The 15,370-nt window shown below is 61.3% G+C and carries 17 protein-coding genes and 4 tRNA genes; 12 read left to right on the forward strand and 9 right to left on the reverse strand.

All coding sequences use genetic code 11. The annotated features are described in order from the left end of the window. Positions 1–2: 2 nt before the first annotated feature. From KI612_RS09315 to earP, 4 genes are all read right to left on the reverse strand, one after another. Entirely contained in the window at positions 3–770 is a 768-nt protein-coding gene (locus KI612_RS09315) for a hypothetical protein (protein ID WP_226443816.1), read from the reverse strand. Positions 771–883: 113 nt separating this feature from the next. Next, a complete protein-coding gene (argC, locus tag KI612_RS09320) occupies positions 884–1,834 on the reverse strand; it encodes an N-acetyl-gamma-glutamyl-phosphate reductase (protein ID WP_226443818.1) in 951 nt (316 codons plus the stop codon). A gap of 141 nt (positions 1,835–1,975) precedes the next feature. After that, positions 1,976–2,533, reverse strand: coding sequence for an elongation factor P (gene efp, locus KI612_RS09325; RefSeq protein ID WP_226443827.1), 558 nt, complete (start codon positions 2,531–2,533; stop codon positions 1,976–1,978). A gap of 39 nt (positions 2,534–2,572) precedes the next feature. After that, positions 2,573–3,664, reverse strand: coding sequence for an elongation factor P maturation arginine rhamnosyltransferase EarP (gene earP, locus KI612_RS09330; RefSeq protein ID WP_226443829.1), 1,092 nt, complete (start codon positions 3,662–3,664; stop codon positions 2,573–2,575). Between the two features lie 15 nt (positions 3,665–3,679). Between earP and KI612_RS09335 the strand changes: the two genes are divergently transcribed. The 8 genes from KI612_RS09335 to KI612_RS09370 all read left to right on the forward strand — a co-directional run bounded on the left by KI612_RS09335 (position 3,680) and on the right by KI612_RS09370 (position 7,979). Beyond that, the gene (locus tag KI612_RS09335) at positions 3,680–4,327 is read left to right on the forward strand and encodes a uracil-DNA glycosylase (protein WP_226443831.1); all 648 of its coding nucleotides are present in this window, start codon (positions 3,680–3,682) and stop codon (positions 4,325–4,327) included. A gap of 11 nt (positions 4,328–4,338) precedes the next feature. Then, positions 4,339–6,150, forward strand: a complete 1,812-nt coding sequence (gene uvrC / locus KI612_RS09340; protein WP_226443833.1) for an excinuclease ABC subunit UvrC — start codon at positions 4,339–4,341, stop codon at positions 6,148–6,150. A 5-nt stretch (positions 6,151–6,155) separates the two neighbouring features. After that, positions 6,156–6,734, forward strand: coding sequence for a CDP-diacylglycerol--glycerol-3-phosphate 3-phosphatidyltransferase (pgsA, locus tag KI612_RS09345; RefSeq protein ID WP_226443835.1), 579 nt, complete (start codon positions 6,156–6,158; stop codon positions 6,732–6,734). 54 nt (positions 6,735–6,788) lie between these two features. Then, positions 6,789–6,864, forward strand: a tRNA-Gly gene (locus KI612_RS09350). Positions 6,865–6,915: 51 nt separating this feature from the next. Beyond that, positions 6,916–6,989 (forward strand) — tRNA-Cys (locus tag KI612_RS09355). Between the two features lie 7 nt (positions 6,990–6,996). Next, positions 6,997–7,072, forward strand: a tRNA-Gly gene (locus KI612_RS09360). Between the two features lie 69 nt (positions 7,073–7,141). Next, positions 7,142–7,227 (forward strand) — tRNA-Leu (locus KI612_RS09365). A 569-nt stretch (positions 7,228–7,796) separates the two neighbouring features. Beyond that, positions 7,797–7,979: a hypothetical protein gene (locus KI612_RS09370; RefSeq protein ID WP_226443836.1), complete on the forward strand. Its 183-nt coding sequence runs from the start codon at positions 7,797–7,799 to the stop codon at positions 7,977–7,979. A gap of 87 nt (positions 7,980–8,066) precedes the next feature. On the opposite strand, the gene KI612_RS09375 is transcribed toward KI612_RS09370, so the two are convergent. The 3 genes from KI612_RS09375 to KI612_RS09385 form a co-directional block, all read right to left on the reverse strand. After that, positions 8,067–8,282 (reverse strand): hypothetical protein, encoded by a 216-nt coding sequence (locus KI612_RS09375; protein WP_226443838.1) that lies wholly within the window; start codon positions 8,280–8,282, stop codon positions 8,067–8,069. A 105-nt stretch (positions 8,283–8,387) separates the two neighbouring features. Continuing rightward, positions 8,388–9,047: a hypothetical protein gene (locus KI612_RS09380; protein WP_226443840.1), complete on the reverse strand. Its 660-nt coding sequence runs from the start codon at positions 9,045–9,047 to the stop codon at positions 8,388–8,390. A 10-nt stretch (positions 9,048–9,057) separates the two neighbouring features. Next, on the reverse strand, positions 9,058–9,495 hold the full coding sequence (locus tag KI612_RS09385) for an RNase H family protein (protein ID WP_226443842.1): 438 nt from the start codon (positions 9,493–9,495) through the stop codon (positions 9,058–9,060). Positions 9,496–9,888: 393 nt separating this feature from the next. On the opposite strand from KI612_RS09385, the gene KI612_RS09390 reads away from it, so the two are divergent. From KI612_RS09390 to KI612_RS09405, 4 genes are read left to right on the forward strand one after another with little or no spacing between them, the layout of a single operon-like run. Further along, entirely contained in the window at positions 9,889–10,167 is a 279-nt protein-coding gene (locus KI612_RS09390; protein ID WP_226443844.1) for a DnaJ domain-containing protein, read from the forward strand. Further along, complete coding sequence (locus KI612_RS09395; protein WP_226443846.1) at positions 10,164–10,709, forward strand: hypothetical protein; 546 nt, start codon at positions 10,164–10,166, stop codon at positions 10,707–10,709. The genes KI612_RS09390 and KI612_RS09395 overlap by 4 nt, the downstream gene beginning before the upstream one ends. Positions 10,710–10,750: 41 nt before the next feature. Continuing rightward, entirely contained in the window at positions 10,751–11,506 is a 756-nt protein-coding gene (locus tag KI612_RS09400; protein WP_226443848.1) for a hypothetical protein, read from the forward strand. 11 nt (positions 11,507–11,517) lie between these two features. Then, entirely contained in the window at positions 11,518–12,759 is a 1,242-nt protein-coding gene (locus KI612_RS09405) for a hypothetical protein (RefSeq protein WP_226443850.1), read from the forward strand. Positions 12,760–12,819: 60 nt separating this feature from the next. Here KI612_RS09405 and KI612_RS09410 read toward each other — a convergent pair whose 3' ends face one another. Then, complete coding sequence (locus KI612_RS09410) at positions 12,820–13,368, reverse strand: glutathione peroxidase (protein ID WP_226443851.1); 549 nt, start codon at positions 13,366–13,368, stop codon at positions 12,820–12,822. Positions 13,369–13,436: 68 nt separating this feature from the next. Continuing rightward, positions 13,437–15,059, reverse strand: a complete 1,623-nt coding sequence (locus KI612_RS09415; RefSeq protein ID WP_226443852.1) for a methyl-accepting chemotaxis protein — start codon at positions 15,057–15,059, stop codon at positions 13,437–13,439. Positions 15,060–15,370: the final 311 nt, after the last annotated feature.

Here is a 15,370-nt window from a genome sequence, read left to right on the forward strand (position 1 = left end):
ACTCAGGAGGGTTGTCCGCTGCGCCGCGCCTGCTGCCAGCCGAGGATGACCTGGCTGCTCTGGCGCTGGATGGCCTGGTAGGTCGTCTGTGGTAGCGCCTTGCTCAGTGCCGCGAGCAGTTGCTGCGTGCCCTGGCGGCCGATGTCGCCAATCTTGCCGTTGTCGTCGAGCAGGTAAATCTGGATGTGGGCCAGTGCATCGGCGAGCAGGCGCCAGCCGAGGGCCGGCATGCGCTGGTTCAGGGTCAGCATCAGGCTGCCCAGCACCTGCGCGATGGCCTGTGCCTCATCGGCGGTTTCGCAGGCAATCAGTGCGTGCCAGATCGCCAGATGGATGCCGCGCCGCAGATCGACCTTGAAGTCGATGGCATCGGTTTCGATTTCCTCGATTTGCTGGAAGTAACCCTGGAACAATGCATCGGCGCGGGCATCGAGCTGGCTGCGCAGGGCGCCGAGCAGGGCGCTCAGGGCGGGAATCGCGGTCAGGTTGAAGGTCTGCGTGTAGGCTAGGCCCCACTGGTCGAGACCGCTGACCAGCAGCGCCAGGCGCAGGGTGGCGGCTTCCGGGCTGGCGGCGCTGCGGCTCCATTCGAGCAGATGGGCGGTAACTTCACCGAGCGTCTTGCCCTGTTCTTCTTCGCTGGTCGAAAAGGCCATGCGGAATACCGACGAGAAAACCTCCTGCGCCAGGCGGGCGGCCAGACGCTGGCTGTCGCGATCGGCCTGTTCGGCAAGTTGGTCGACGGGGAGGCTGGGGGCAGAAGGATTCATGGCGGGGCGGTGTTTTCGGAAGAGGGCGTATTTTAACGACCCGGCCGCCCGATCGGCGGGCAAAAAGGCATAAAAAAACCCGTCGACCGACGGGTTTTCCGGAGCGCGAGCGCTCAGACCAGGCCGAGGCTTTCCTCAACGCCAAGATGCACGTTCATCGCCTGCACGGCGGCGCCGGAAGCTCCCTTGCCGAGATTGTCGAGGCGTGCCATGACCAGCATGCGCTGCGCGTTGCCGAAGACGGCAATGTCCACGCGGTTGCTGTTATTGTTGGCTTCGACGTTGTAGAAGCCGCCTTCGGTCGTGCTCTCGAGGTCGACCGGCTGGACGTTGATGAAGGCTTCGCCGGCGTAGTAGTCGGCGATGATCTTCTGCACTTCGGCCGGCGTTGCCGGGCGGGTGAATTGCTGCGGCTGCAGGAAGGCGGTCACGGTCAGGCCCTTGTAGAAGGGGCCGACGATGGGCTGGAAGATCGGCTCGACGGTCAACCCGGTGTAGGCACACATTTCCGGCAGGTGTTTGTGGGCGAGGCCGAGCGCGTAGGGGCGCGGTGCCTTGAGTTCGGTCGGGCTGGCGCTGGCTGCCTCGTAGTCGGCGATCATTTTCTTGCCGCCACCGGAGTAGCCGGTGATGGAATGTGCCGCAATTTGCGTGTCGACCGGCAGCAGGCCGGCGGCGATCAGCGGCTTGAGCGCCAGGATGAAGGCCGAGGCGTGGCAGCCCGGGTTGGCGATGCGCTTGCTGGCGCGGATCTTGGCGCGCTGGTCCGGGGCCAGTTCGGGCAGGCCGAAGGTCCAGTCCGGGTTGATCCGGTGTGCGGTCGACGCGTCGATAACGCAGGTATTCGGGTTGTCGACGAGGCTGACCGACTCCTTGGCTGCATCGTCCGGCAGGCACAGGAAGGTGACGTCGGATTCGTTGATCAGGCGCTTGCGCTCGGCCAGATCCTTGCGCTTGTCGGCATCGATCTTGAGCAGCGTGATGTCGGCGCGCTTGCCGAGGTATTCGTTGATCTGCAGGCCGGTGGTGCCTTCCTGGCCGTCGACAAAGACTTTATAGGTCATCTTGAATCCGGAAATTGTTGTTGTTCGAAGGTGGAATTCTGGCAGAAAAACATGTCGCTTTGACGACAAGGTGGGTTTCTGCGCCACAAAAAACAGCGGGCAGCCTAAGCTGCCCGTTTGCACTGCCGGTAAAGCCGCGGATTACTTGACGCGGTTCTTGTACTCGTCGGTGCGGGTGTCGATTTCGATCTTGTCGCCGATGCTGACGAAGGCCGGAACCGGCAGTTCGAAACCGGTGGCCAGCTTGGCCGGCTTCATGACCTTGCCCGAGGTGTCGCCCTTGACGGCCGGCTCGGTGTAGATCACTTCGCGCACGACGCTGTTCGGCAGTTCGACGGAAATGGCCTTGCCGTTGTAGAAAACGACTTCACAGGCGAGGCCGTCTTCCAGGTACTTCAGCGCGTCGGTCATGTTTTCGGCTTCGACTTCGTACTGCTCGTAGTCGGCGTCCATGAACACGTACATCGGATCGGCGAAGTAGGAGTAGGTCACTTCCTTCTTGTCGAGCATGACGACTTCGAACTTGTCGTCGGCCTTGTAGACGGCTTCGGAAGCCGCAGCGGTCAACAGGTTCTTGAGCTTCATTTTGACGACCGCAGCATTGCGGCCGGATTTGTTGTACTCGGTCTTCTGGACGACGAGGGGGTCGGCGCCGACCATGATCACGTTGCCGGAGCGGAGTTCCTGTGCGGTCTTCATTCTGGGATTCCCGAAAAGCTGAAAAATTAAAGCATTAGATTATACCTTGGGAGAACAGAATTTGACGAGCCTCGTCGCCAAATCCGGCTGTTCGGCGAGCTTTTGCGTCCATAGTCCGGTTTGTTCGCCGATTTCGGCGCGTGCGGCAAGGAAATCGTCCCAGGCGGCGGCGACATCTTTGCCGGTATTCCAGGCGCGGAACATGGCGGTGACGGCTTCACCCGGTTTTTCGCCAAAATCGGCGGTGTACCGCTGCAGGAAGGCGTCGAGCTTGTCGAGGTGGGCGTCTTCCTCCTGCGCGTAGATCTGCCAGACGAAGGGGCGGCCGGCCCACTGGGCGCGCAGGAAGGAATCCTCGCCGCGCACGAAGTTGATGTCGCAGCGCCAGAGCAGGCGGTCGTAATCGTCCTGGCTGAGGAAGGGAATCGGTTCGACGCGCAATTGGCCGATTTGCCAGGGGCCGCTGCCGCCGAGATGCGCCTGTGCCACCGCCAGCGGTTTGCCGGGCGGCAGGTAGCAGATGATAGGCGTTGCTGCGGCGGCCATCCGGTCGAGCAATTCGCCGAGTGGCGCGGTGTCGTAGCAGAACATGCTGATGTGCAGGGCGGGGCTGCTTGCCTGGGTTTGTTGCGCGGCAGTACGCCGGGCCAGCAAATCGCGTTCGCGCAGCAGTCCACCGGTCGACGCCGTAAAACCGGGGAAAAAGAAATGCTTGGTCAGCGCCAGCGTCGGGTGGGGTGACGCCATGCCGTGGCAACCCTCGACCCAGCTTTCGGCGCTCAGGTATTCGAGGTTGATCCAGTGCGGCCTGGGTTCGGTGGCGGCCATCGTCCGAACGTAGTCGGCCGGCAGTTCGCAGGCGAAGGCCTCGATGACCACCGTGCCGACCGATTCGAAGCTGGCTTGCTCCGTCCAGTGACGGATTTCGATGCCATCCAGGAACTGGCGCTCCTGCGCGCAATCGAGGGCCGGGCAGAGCGCCTGCAGGCTGGCCGGTTCATCCACCCAGAGGCGGACGGCGATGTCGTGTTCGCCGGCCAGTTGTCTGGCCAAGCGCCAGCACACGCCGATGTCGCCGTAGTTGTCGATGACCCGGCAAAAGATGTCCCAGACTCGCTGCATGGCCGCCATGCTAACATTCCCGCCATGCCAGAATTCAAAGATCCTCAGGACTGCGTCGCCTGTCCGCGCCTTGCTGCGCACCTCGCCATGATCCGCCAGCGCGACCCCGACTGGCATGCCTTGCCAGTGCCGGCCTTCGGTCCGCTCACCGCGCGCCTGCTGGTGGTCGGTCTCGGCCCGGGCGAAAAAGGGGCGAATCGCACCGGTCGACCGTTCAGCGGCGACGTCGCCGGCGAACTGCTTTATCCGGCCCTGCATCGCTTCGGTTTTGCCAGCGTTGCCGAGCCGCTCGGCGCCGACAAGTGGGCCAACCCGCTGATGCAGTTGACCGATTGCCGCGTCACCAATGCCGTGCGCTGCCTGCCGCCGGCCAACAAGCCGGTGACCGCCGAGATCCGCCAGTGCAACGGCCATCTCCAGGCCGAACTCGCCGCCATGCCCAACCTGCAGGTGATCGTCGCCCTCGGCGGCGTCGCGCACCAGGCGCTGCTCTGGGCATACGGCCTCAAACTCAAGGAACACGTCTTCGGGCACAACGTCACGCATCAGTTGCCGGACGGGCGCCTGCTCGTCGATAGCTACCACTGCAGTGGCTACAACTGGCGCACCGGGCGGCTGTCGCGCGAAAGCTTCGAGGCGGTGTTCGCCGGCATCCTGACGCATCTGCGCTGAGTTTTTCCGCGATGAGTTTCGACCACAAGGCCTTTCTTGCCTCCTTGACCGAGTTGCCCGGCGTGTACCGGATGCTCGATGCCAACGACGTCGTGCTCTACGTCGGCAAGGCGAAAAACCTCAAGAAGCGGGTCACCTCGTATTTCCGGGAAAACCTGCCCAGCCTGCGCATCGCGCACATGGTCAGCCAGATCGACCATATCGAGACGACCGCGACGCGTACCGAGGCCGAGGCGCTGCTGCTCGAGAACAACCTGATCAAGTCGCTGGCGCCGCGCTACAACATCCTGTTTCGCGACGACAAGTCCTATCCCTACATCGTCGTCACGCGCGGCGACTTCCCGCGTCTCGGCTTCTACCGCGGCAACCCGGATCGCAAGGCCGATTACTTCGGGCCCTATCCGTCGTCCTGGGCGGTGCGCGACAGCATTCACCTGTTGCAGAAAATGTTCCGCCTGCGCACCTGTGAAGACACGGTATTCGCCAATCGCTCGCGCCCCTGCCTGCTCTACCAGATCAAGCGCTGCAGCGGTCCGTGCGTCGATCTGGTTGCGCCCGAGGAATACGCGGCCGATGTGCAGTTGGCCGCGATGTTCCTGCTTGGCAAACAGCAGGAGGTCACCAAACGCCTGAACCAGGCGATGGAAGAAGCGGCGGCGCGCCTTGCCTTCGAGCAGGCGGCGATCTATCGCGACCAGATCCAGTCGTTGCACCAGGTGCAGGAAAAGCAGTTCGTCTCGAGCAGCAAGGGCGAGGACGTCGATATCGTCGTCGCCCAGCGCGAAGCCGGGCAGTTGTGCGTCAATCTGGCCATGGTGCGCGGCGGGCGCCATCTCGGCGACCGGCCGCTGTTTCCGAGCAATGCCGGCGAATCGACGCCGGTCGATGCCATTGCCGCCTTCATCCGCCAGCATTATTCGATGCACCCGGCGCCGGCCCGCCTGCTCATTTCGCCGGCCTTGCCGGCTGATGAAAAGGGCGAGCTGGAAGGTGCGCTGGCCGAACTGGCCGGGCGTCCGGTGCCGATCCAGGAAGGGCGCTCGGAATTGCACAAGGCCTGGATCGAGATGGCTTTCCAGAACGTCCGGCTTGCCATCCTGGCGCGCAATCAGGCCTCGGCGCAGCAGGAGCAACGTCTCGCCGCGCTGCAGGAAGCCTTGCAATTGCCGGAGGCGATCGAGCGCATCGAATGCTTCGACATCAGTCACACCATGGGCGAGGCAGCCGTCGCCTCCTGTGTCGTCTATCAGGGTAACGGCATGAAGCGTTCCGACTATCGCCGTTTCAACATGCGCGACATCACGCCGGGCGACGATTACGCCGCGATGCGCCAGGCAGTCAGCCGCCGTTACGACAAGGTCGCGAGTGGCGAAGGAATGGCGCCCGACCTGATCTTGATCGATGGCGGCAAGGGGCAGGTGGCTTCGGCCTATGCCGCGCTGGCCGATCTCGGATTGACGCACATTCCCATGCTCGGCGTCGCCAAGGGCGAGGAGCGCAAGCCGGGGCTGGAAACACTGATTTTCCCTGAGGGACGGGAGCCGTTACAATTGCCGCCGGAACACCCGGCCCTGCACCTGATCCAGGAAGTCCGCGACGAAGCCCACCGTTTTGCCATCACCGGCCATCGCGCCCGGCGCAGCAAGGCGCGCAAGACTTCAACGCTGGAAAGCCTGCCCGGTATCGGTCCGGCCCGACGCAAGGCACTGGTTGCACGTTTCGGTGGCTTGCCCGGCGTTCTCGCGGCCAGCGCGGAGCAACTGGCAGAAGTCCCCGGTGTCAGCCGGGAGTTGGCCGATAAAATCTATTCTGCGCTACATTGAACCCCATGCCTTTCAATTTGCCCATCCTGCTCACCTGGCTCCGCATCGTGGCGATTCCGCTGCTGATCGCGATCTATTACCTGCCAGCCGGCTGGGCGAGCATGCACGAGCGTGATGTCGCGGCGACGCTCATTTTCATGGCGGCGGCGTTTACAGATTGGGCGGACGGCTACCTGGCCCGGCGTCTGAACCAGACCTCGGCCTTCGGCGCCTTTCTCGATCCGGTTGCCGACAAGCTGATGGTTGCCGCTGCCCTGATCGTGCTGGTGCAGCTTGGTCGTACCGACGCGATCATCGCGACCATCATCATCGGTCGCGAGATCACGATTTCCGCCCTGCGTGAATGGATGGCCAAGATCGGTGCGGCGAAAAGCGTTGCCGTCTCGATGCTTGGCAAGATCAAGACGGCAGCCCAGATGCTGGCCATTCCGCTGTTGCTGTACCATGTTCCCTTGTTCGGACAGGATGTTCTGGTGCTCGGTAACTGGTTGATCTGGATCGCCGCCTTGCTGACCTTGTGGTCGATGGGGTACTACCTGCGCATGGCCTGGCCGGAAATTGCCAAACGCAGTGCAGAAAAATAAGCTGAAGATGTTGACAGGGCCTGCGAATCGTCTATAATGCGCGCTCTGTTTGACGCGGCAGTAGCTCAGTTGGTAGAGCGATACCTTGCCAAGGTATAGGTCGAGAGTTCGAGACTCTTCTGCCGCTCCAGTTTTCCAGGGCAAAGCGCAGCTTTGTTCAGCAGTAAAGATGTATCGGTTAGGCGCGATAGCAAAGCGGTTATGCACCGGATTGCAAATCCGTGTAGGTCGGTTCGACTCCGGCTCGCGCCTCCAGGGTTTTGCGGCAGTAGCTCAGTTGGTAGAGCGATACCTTGCCAAGGTATAGGTCGAGAGTTCGAGACTCTTCTGCCGCTCCAGATGAAAAGAGGGAAAGCGATTTTCGCTTTCCCTCTTTTGCATTCGGGGGCCGATATAATTGGCAAACCGCCCGGGTGGTGAAATTGGTAGACACAAGAGACTTAAAATCTCTCGGCTTATGGCTGTACGGGTTCGATTCCCGTCCCGGGCACCAATAAAGCGTTTCATGCAGTTGTGAAACCTGTACTGGTGAATTTTTCGATTGGACTGATTACGGCTTGCCGGCAATTCATTTTTGTCGCCTGAAACTGGGTGTGCAAGTGGAGCGGTTGTCCGAATGGCTGCTTGTTCAGATCGTTGGGGTACCAGGTTGTGTATCGGGTAGTTACAAAGTGCCTTGATCATCGTGGTAAATGGGTCAAGGAGGCTGGACCATGGCTGGCATCGTCCGAAGATGCCGAGCATTGGTCCGGCTTGTTCCGGAGTTTGGGCTACCTCTCCGAAGTCGAAGTGATGCGTGGTCATATTTCAGGCGCGACGGAAGATGACGATTTCCGTAACGCGCTGTCGAGCATGGCATAGCGGCCAGCCCGACGTTTCTATCCCCACTTTTTCTTGCCCTGCCAGCGCGGCTTTTCCCGATTGCGCGGGAGTTGCGTGCGTTTGTCAGGTAGTATGCCGATGTCGTCCTTGTTCTCGTTGAACAGGGATTCAGGATGACATGGTTTTTAATAAAAATGTAATGCCAGACTGCTAAAGTGGGCTGGCTTACAAGAGGAATATATGAATAATCAAATCGAGCAGTTGCGTGAAAAGGCAGTAAAGCTCTGCGCCGATCACGGTGTGACGATCCAGCCTTATGGCGGCGTCTGGTGGTTGTTGGGCAACGGGATCAACCGTGTTGTCGCAGATTTGGCCGGCTTGTGCCGGTCCGACCTCGCTCCGCTGACCATGGCTGAGCGCTAGACCCTTTCCGGATTACCGAAGGGAATGAAGAAAGCCGGGGCGACCCGGCTTTTTGTTTGTTCGGCTTTTCAGCGCTTGCCTGCCGGTTCAGCAGGAAGGTGGCTGGGATGATGCTGAATTCTTGCCGGCATTGCTCGCCGATATCGTGCGCAGCGCGGCCGCGGTGCGTAACAGGCTGTCGCTGATCGCCTTCTTGTTGGCAAAGATGCGATGCAGTGCCTTGTGCATGCCGGCAACGGTGCGGGCGTAGTGAGCAAGGTCTTCGGTGTCTGGCGGGGTGATTCGATTGCTGGCGGGATGCATGCTATGCCTTTCACATGAATTTCATTGCCCGCCAGTTTATATCGATATGATTATCGAATTGTTAACCGGAGATGTTATTTCTGTGTAGCGGTTTGCATTGCCTGATTATGGCTTGGTGATGGCTTTCCGGATTTCACCGTTACAGGCATTAGCAATCCGCTCGTACTCTTCCGGCGTGTCGATCAGGGCCTGGGCCGCGTCAACGCTTGCGATGCGGCGTTCGATGTAAGGGAGCCAGCGTTCGTCGAGTTCCTGCAGCAGTTGTGCACGTTTCTGCCCGACCGGGCCGCGCCACGGTCCGCCAGTGGCAAAGCGGCTATTCAGCGTGGCGAGCAGGTCCTTTTCGATTTCGCCGATGTGGGCCTGGTAGGTTTTGACATGGCGAAGTTCATGTTCGTAGATCTCGCCGTAGGCGCAGCTGCCGGCGGGAAACTCCCTGGCCACGTAGAGGACCATGGGAGCAAAGCCGATGCTGATGGTGATTTGCGGGCTGATGCATTCCCAGCGCCCGCTTTTGTCGATGATGGCGGGCGTGGCGGTGGCGAATTTGACGACCGCGTTGCCGCGGGTCAGGCCAAGTACGACCTGGCCCGGTCGGGTCTGGCTGGCGCCGATATTGGTCAGGCTCTTGTAGCTGTAGCGGGTGTTTTGCGTGATCGCCACTTCGATGCGCTTGAATGTCACTGAAGGCATCGGCAATTGCTCGCATTCGTCGGCGAGGAGCGGTCCGGAGAGGGCAATCAACAGCAGGGCGGCATAACGCATTGCGTGTTGATCAGGCCGCAGCGAGGGCGGCATGATGATCGGCCAGCGTGTTGCCGCGGCAGGTGGCATGGGCCTTGATCCAGGTGATTACCGTGTTTTCCAGGACGCCGCCAATGATCTGCTGCTCGGCCAGCATTTGCGCCAGTTCGGGATCTTCGCCAAGGCCGTGCATTTTTGCCTGTTGCAGGCGGTTGACCGTATCGAGATTGTCGCAGAACAGGGCGAGCGGCTTGCCGGGAAAGTCGGCCCCGGCATGATGCAGGGCGAAGAGGGCGGCCTGCAGTTCCTGTTCATTGCTGCCGATCAGCGGTGTTGTGCGGCTGTTGATCTGCGGCTCCTCGTCTGTATCGGCAAAGATCACGGCCGCCTGGCCGCCATGGCGTTTTTCGCTGGCGTCGGAAAAGACCAGAATGTGGCCGGCAAACCGGCTGCCGAATTTGGCTGGCAAGGGGCCAATCGATTGATACTGCAGCCGGGGTTTTTTCTTTGGGCGTCTTCTGGGCATGATGGAAGGGCAATTGCTCGGTGGCGGGGAGAATATACTGTCCCGGCTTTTCTCGCGTGGAGTTTCTTTGTGGCAAAACAGGAAGCCGATCAGGTTTGGCGCTGGCTGTTTTGTCGCTATTCGCCATTGATTTTCCGAGCCGGGGCCGGTCTATCGTAAAATCACGGGATGAGCCGACCCGAACCGATTTTTGCCCGCCGCAGCAACTGCTGCACTGGGCTGACGGTCGACATGTCGAAACAGGCGATTTTGCCTTGCCCGCAGGTGGCCGGATGGCTGCTTGCGGCGGCGAAATGACGGCCATGCCGACCAGTAATACTCTCTGTTAAAGACCCCATGAAAGACTATTACGGATTACTCGGCGTCGCGCCGGATGCCAGCCATGAGCTGATCAAGACGGCTTACCGGCGCAAGGCCGCGCAGTTTCACCCGGACCGCAATCCCGATGCGGATGCGGCGGGGAAATTCCGGGCCGTGCAGGAAGCCTACGAAACCCTGGCCGACGTTGAGCGCCGCAAGGCCTACGACGAGACGCGCCGCTCCAGCCTGATCGACGACCCGCTCGCCGTGGCGCGGGAAATCTGGAGCAACTATTTAGGAAACATGCAAAAGTGAAGCAGTCATATTATTTTTCCGAGCTTTCTTCGTCCTACGATGCCGAGATCCAGGACCTGCTCAGCGATTCGGAAGGCAAGTCGGCCCTCAAGGCCCGCCTCGCCGAAAAACGCCAGGAATTGCACAGCCTGCTGGCGATGATCGAATTCGCGCCCGAGATGGTCGTGCCGGTCTTCTACGACGGCTTTGCCTTCACCAACCCGAAGGCGATGGCAGCAGCCGTGCAGTGCGAGCCGGATGACGGCGATTTTCCGACCTGGGACCGCCTCTCCGCCTTCGTCAAGCTCGAGGGCTGGGCACAGCCGCTGGCCGATGCCGTGCTCGGCGAGGGCGCCGGCGAGGAATTCATGGTCACGGCCGCCTGCCTTGAGTATGTCCGCAAGTTCGACACCGCGGCGCCTGCTGCAGCGGCCGAGGATGACGAGGACGGCGAGCGTCGCGAACGCGGCGAAGACGAGGATGGCGACGATGACGACCGCGACCTGGGCGAGGCCGGCGACGACTGGCTGGCCGACCAGGGCTTCGACTCCGCCAAGTCCTGAGCTGCTGCATACCGCAACCGAATTTCCCGATAAGGCATGACATGACACATCCGGTCGTACTCAAGACATCCCAACTCATTCTCGCCGGCGACATCAAGGGCGCCGAAACGGCACTCACCGCGATTGCTGATTCCGATGGCGACGAAGCGCTGGTCACCGTCCTCAACGAAGTGCCGCCCAAGGACCTGCTCGCCATCATGCGCAGCTTCGACGGCTCCAAGCAGACGGTGGTGAACATGCTGGTGACGCCCGAGCAGTTCGCGCGCGCCGTCGTGCTCGAAACGCGCTACCGCGACCAGACCCACGCCGCCTTGCACGGCATGATGAATGCCGTGCTCTACCGCGACATCGACATGACCGCCGAGTACCTCGAGGCGATCGGCGAGAGCGACGGCGGTTACCAGGTCCTCGCCGACTACTTTGCCGAGCGCGACGACGAATTGCTCGATTTCGCCATCTCCGGCCAGTTCTCCGAAGAGTTCGACTGGGATGGCGGACATGCCGCGCGCTCGATTTCCTGGCTCAACGAAAAAATCGGCGAAATTGACGAAGCCCTGCACGAAGGCAACTCGATCACCGGTTCGCGGCCCAAGGTGTCGCGCGCCGACATCGGCGACCACGACTGGATGGAAACCGCCTGGGTGCTGCGTTACGAGCTGCCGGACATTTTCGAGCAGATCGTCATCACGCTGCGCGACCGCCTGCAACAACGCGTCGAGCGCCTCGAGGAGTCGGAAGACACGGCACCGGTCCGGCCGGCCGCCGCACCTGGCGACGACGAGGAATCGGCACTGTAAGGAGGGCGCCCGTGAAAAATTCCGTTGCCATCGTCGATGATCGCCCGTTTTTCGAGCGCGCCGTGCGTTACGGGCTCGAATACGGCATTCTCGGCCGCGAGCACCTGAGCCGGATGGAAGCCGACGCGCCGAAAGGCATCGTCCAGATCGCCGACCATTTCGGCACCGCCTATCTGCGCACCGACCTGGAAACAGCGGTGGCGCGCATGGCCAACCTGATCAGCCTGTATCTCGAGGATTTCTCGAACGGCGACCTGTTCACCGCCGCCGGCTCGCTGCGCGACAACACCTTGCTCTCGCACTCGCGCGGCGGCTCGGAAATGCTCAAGCGCCTGCATGCGATGCCGGGCGAAACCAGCATGCATCGCCGTACGGTCGACGCCGCCGGACAGAAGTTTTTCGTCAATGAGCGGACTTTCGCCTTTCCGCTCAGCCTGAGCAGCTACCGCGAACAGTTGCGGCAATGCCAGGCCAACCAGATGCGTATCGACTTCGCCCGCTGGCTGGCCCGCCTGTTGAACGCCCAGCCCGACGAGTACGAGGATTTCAGCGCCGAGGAAGTGATCCGCTCGGCGATGCTGGTGCTGCATGTCGGTCCGGCGACACTGGAAATACCGTCCAAGACCCAGTTCATCAAGCTGGTCGAGACCCTGCGCAAGAAGTCCTTCAAGGCCAAACCGGCGGTGCTCGACACTTTCCTGCGCGATGCGCCGGAAGACTTCCGCAAGCTGACGCAGCAAGCGATGCAGGATTTCATCGAGACGGCGCTGCCGCGCCTGAAATCGGTGGAAAAGTCGGCCGACGAAATCCTGCACGCCGAGGCGCAAGGCGCCTTCTTCATCCGCGAGATGCCGGAAGAGGACGTCGTTGCCTACGACAAGCTGGTGGCGCGCGAATGGGTGCGCATCACCAAGGGCGATGCCGACGATCCGGCGGTGCTCGCCACCATCTTCCTCAATGTCGCGACCGGCCAGCCGGCCAAGGCCAAGGCCCTGCTCAAGGAAGCGAAGGGCATCATCCAGGCTTTCCGTGAGCGCGGCTTCGACAGTGCTGCGGTGCTCGCCTTCATCGAGGAGCACGCCCCCTTCGAGCAGAAGGAAGACCTCAAGGCGATGTGGCTGGAAGACCTCAAGCCGGACGCCGAGGTGCATCTCGCCGACAACGATCCGCAGATGCCCGATGCCTACATGGAGCGCTCGCTGCAATGGTTCCGGAAAAACTGCATGGCGAGCTGGAAGGGCAGCAGCCGCTGAGGCCGCTTGCAGCAAACAAAAAGAGCGACCCGCGAGTCGCTCTTTTTTATGCGTGTTTGCTCAGTTCTTCGCCAGTTCCTGCTCGATGGCGGCGATCAGTTTCTCGGCGTCGGGCAGGGTGTCCGGCGCAAAGCGGCGTACCACCTTGCCGGTACGGTCGACCAGGAATTTTTCGAAATTCCACAGCACTTCCGGGGCCGGCGTCGGCTCGATCTTGTAGCCGCGCAATTGCTCTTCCATCACGGCACGATCCTCGGTGACCGGCTGCGCGGCGGTCAGCCAGGCGTAAAGCGGATGCTTGTCCGGGCCGGTGACAGCTATCTTGCTGTAGAGCGGGAAGCTGACGCCGAACATCGAGGTGCAGAAAGACTGGATCTCGCTGTCGCTGCCCGGTTCCTGGCCGGCAAAGTCGTTGGCGGGAAAGCCGAGCACGGCGAAGCCGCGTTCGCGATAGTCGGCGTAGAGCTTTTCCAGGCCGGCATATTGCGGCGTCAGGCCGCATTTGGAGGCGACATTGACGATGAGCAGGACCTCGCCGGCTTGCGCCTGCAGCGTTGTCGGCTTGCCGTCGATGGCATTGAGGGCGATATCGTAGAGCGGGTGGGGCATGCAGTTCTCCGGGCTTGAATACGTCATTGAGACAAGCTGCACGCGAATTGGTGCCGCCTGTCTGCTACTCAGACGATATATTGCGCCACCGACTTTTCCATGCGTTCGACCATGCTGTTCAGGTGCTCAACCGTCGATGTGGTCTGGGCGACCACCGCCATGTTCTGTTCGGTCATCGCGGAGACCTGTTCGACACTCTGCGCCATCTCGCTCATGGCTTGTTCCTGCTCCCTGGAGGAGTGGGTGATGTCATTGACCATCTGCATGGTCGTGGTCATCTGGGCGTTGATCTCACGCAGCGCCTGCTGCGCGTTCTGGACCAGGGTGACCCCGTTTTCGACCTGCGTCGCGCCGGTGCGCATCCCGTCGACGGCCTTGCCGGTTTCATCCTGCACGGCATTGGTCATGCCACGGATTTCTTCCGTTGCCTTGGCGGTGCGTTCAGCCAGTTTGCGGACTTCGTCGGCGACCACCGCAAAGCCGCGCCCGGCTTCACCGGCGCGGGCGGCTTCGATGGCGGCATTGAGTGCGAGCAGGTTGGTCTGGTCGGCAATATCCTTGATCACGCCGGTGATGCGTGAAATTTCCTCGGATTGAGCACCCAGCTTCTCGACCTGAGCCGCCGATGTCTTGACCGTGTCGGCCAGGGACAGAATCGTGCTGCAGGCTTCTTCCGAAAGTCTTTCGCCATCGGCGGAGACCTGGGTCGCAGCCTGGGCGGCATCGCGGGTTGCGCCTGCGTGCGCGGCAACCTCGCCGATCGAAACGGTGATTTCCTCGATGCCGGCGGCAGCCGATGCCGTCGCGTCGTTCTGGACACGTGCCGAGCGCCCGACATTGGCAATCCCCTGGCCGACTTCGCTTGATACCAGATGAACCTGGTGAGCGGTATCTGCCATGCCCTGGACCATGGCCAGGACCGACGAGACGAAACGGTCGACCTTGCGGACGAACACGCCGAGATCGTCGGGGCGGGCGAGATCGAAGCGCTGTTTCAGGTTGCCGCTGAGCAGCAGGTTTTCCAGATAGTCGTTGGCTTTTTCCAGGTCATTGCGCAGTCTCGGGGCAAAAAAGAGCAGGAAGAACAGGCTCCAGAGCACCCCCAGTCCGGCAAGCACCTGAAGCGCGGAGGCCGGCAGCACGGAGGCGGCGAATACCGCCAGACTCAGCAACAGCGCGAAGATTCCGAACAGCATCGGTTGCAGACCGATCCCGGCAAACAGGGAGAAGGGAGAGGCATGGGCGGGAACGGCCCGGCCATGAAAAATCCGGATCGAGGTGTCGCCCTGTTTCAGGCGTTGGTAGATGGCTTCGGACGCCTTGATTTCTTCCCGACTGGGACAGGTGCGCACCGACTGGTAGCCGACGATCTGGCCGTTCTCGCGGACCGGAGAAGCATTGGCAACGACCCAGTAGAAACCGCCATCCTGGCGCCGGTTCTTGACCACGCCGCGCCACGGCCGCCCCTGCTTGAGGTCCTGCCACATGTCGGCAAAGGCCTGCGGCGGCATGTCGGGATGGCGGACCAGGTTGTGCGACTGGCCGATCATCTCTTCGCGCCGGAAACCGCTGATCCGGGCAAAGGCTTCGTTGGCCTCGACGATGTTTCCCTTGAGGTCGGTTCGCGAGTAGATGAACTGACCTTCCGGAAGATGCGTTTCCGTATTGGTGACAGGCTGGTTGTTACGCATTGCTGTTTTCCCATGTTTTTTGGCAGCTGTTGGCGCTTTTGGCGGGTCAGTGCTCAATAATTTGCCGGCCGATGCTACGCAGGGGCTATGACTTAAGCAATATACGGAAGTCGGTATTGGCAGCTATGCAGTATTGGTTAAGTGCCAGGCGCCGCGCGGGAAAATACACACGGCATGCGGCCCGCTTCTTGATACGCCGGGCGGTGTCTGTTCATACCGACAGTGTTTTGCCTGGCATGCAGGAAACCGGTATTCCTTCCGGGTAAGTCCCCGGGCAGCCTGATCCATTTCCGGAATATCTGCGGGTAATT

The sequence above is a fragment of the Quatrionicoccus australiensis genome, assembly GCF_020510525.1.
Taxonomy (GTDB): domain Bacteria; phylum Pseudomonadota; class Gammaproteobacteria; order Burkholderiales; family Rhodocyclaceae; genus Azonexus; species Azonexus australiensis_B.

Excerpts from the sequence above, each read along its gene's own strand:
- KI612_RS09335 (WP_226443831.1), top strand. The coding sequence starts at position 3,680 with ATGCCAGAATTCAAAGATCCTCAGGACTGCGTCGCCTGTCCGCGCCTT.
- KI612_RS09315 (WP_226443816.1), bottom strand. The coding sequence starts at position 770 with ATGAATCCTTCTGCCCCCAGCCTCCCCGTCGACCAACTTGCCGAACAG.
- pgsA (WP_226443835.1), top strand. The coding sequence starts at position 6,156 with ATGCCTTTCAATTTGCCCATCCTGCTCACCTGGCTCCGCATCGTGGCG.
- KI612_RS09390 (WP_226443844.1), top strand. The coding sequence starts at position 9,889 with ATGAAAGACTATTACGGATTACTCGGCGTCGCGCCGGATGCCAGCCAT.
- earP (WP_226443829.1), bottom strand. The coding sequence starts at position 3,664 with ATGGCGGCCATGCAGCGAGTCTGGGACATCTTTTGCCGGGTCATCGAC.
- KI612_RS09400 (WP_226443848.1), top strand. The coding sequence starts at position 10,751 with ATGACACATCCGGTCGTACTCAAGACATCCCAACTCATTCTCGCCGGC.
- KI612_RS09370 (WP_226443836.1), top strand. The coding sequence starts at position 7,797 with ATGAATAATCAAATCGAGCAGTTGCGTGAAAAGGCAGTAAAGCTCTGC.
- uvrC (WP_226443833.1), top strand. The coding sequence starts at position 4,339 with ATGAGTTTCGACCACAAGGCCTTTCTTGCCTCCTTGACCGAGTTGCCC.
- KI612_RS09380 (WP_226443840.1), bottom strand. The coding sequence starts at position 9,047 with ATGCGTTATGCCGCCCTGCTGTTGATTGCCCTCTCCGGACCGCTCCTC.
- efp (WP_226443827.1), bottom strand. The coding sequence starts at position 2,533 with ATGAAGACCGCACAGGAACTCCGCTCCGGCAACGTGATCATGGTCGGC.
- KI612_RS09415 (WP_226443852.1), bottom strand. The coding sequence starts at position 15,059 with ATGCGTAACAACCAGCCTGTCACCAATACGGAAACGCATCTTCCGGAA.
- KI612_RS09375 (WP_226443838.1), bottom strand. The coding sequence starts at position 8,282 with ATGCATCCCGCCAGCAATCGAATCACCCCGCCAGACACCGAAGACCTT.
- argC (WP_226443818.1), bottom strand. The coding sequence starts at position 1,834 with ATGACCTATAAAGTCTTTGTCGACGGCCAGGAAGGCACCACCGGCCTG.
- KI612_RS09410 (WP_226443851.1), bottom strand. The coding sequence starts at position 13,368 with ATGCCCCACCCGCTCTACGATATCGCCCTCAATGCCATCGACGGCAAG.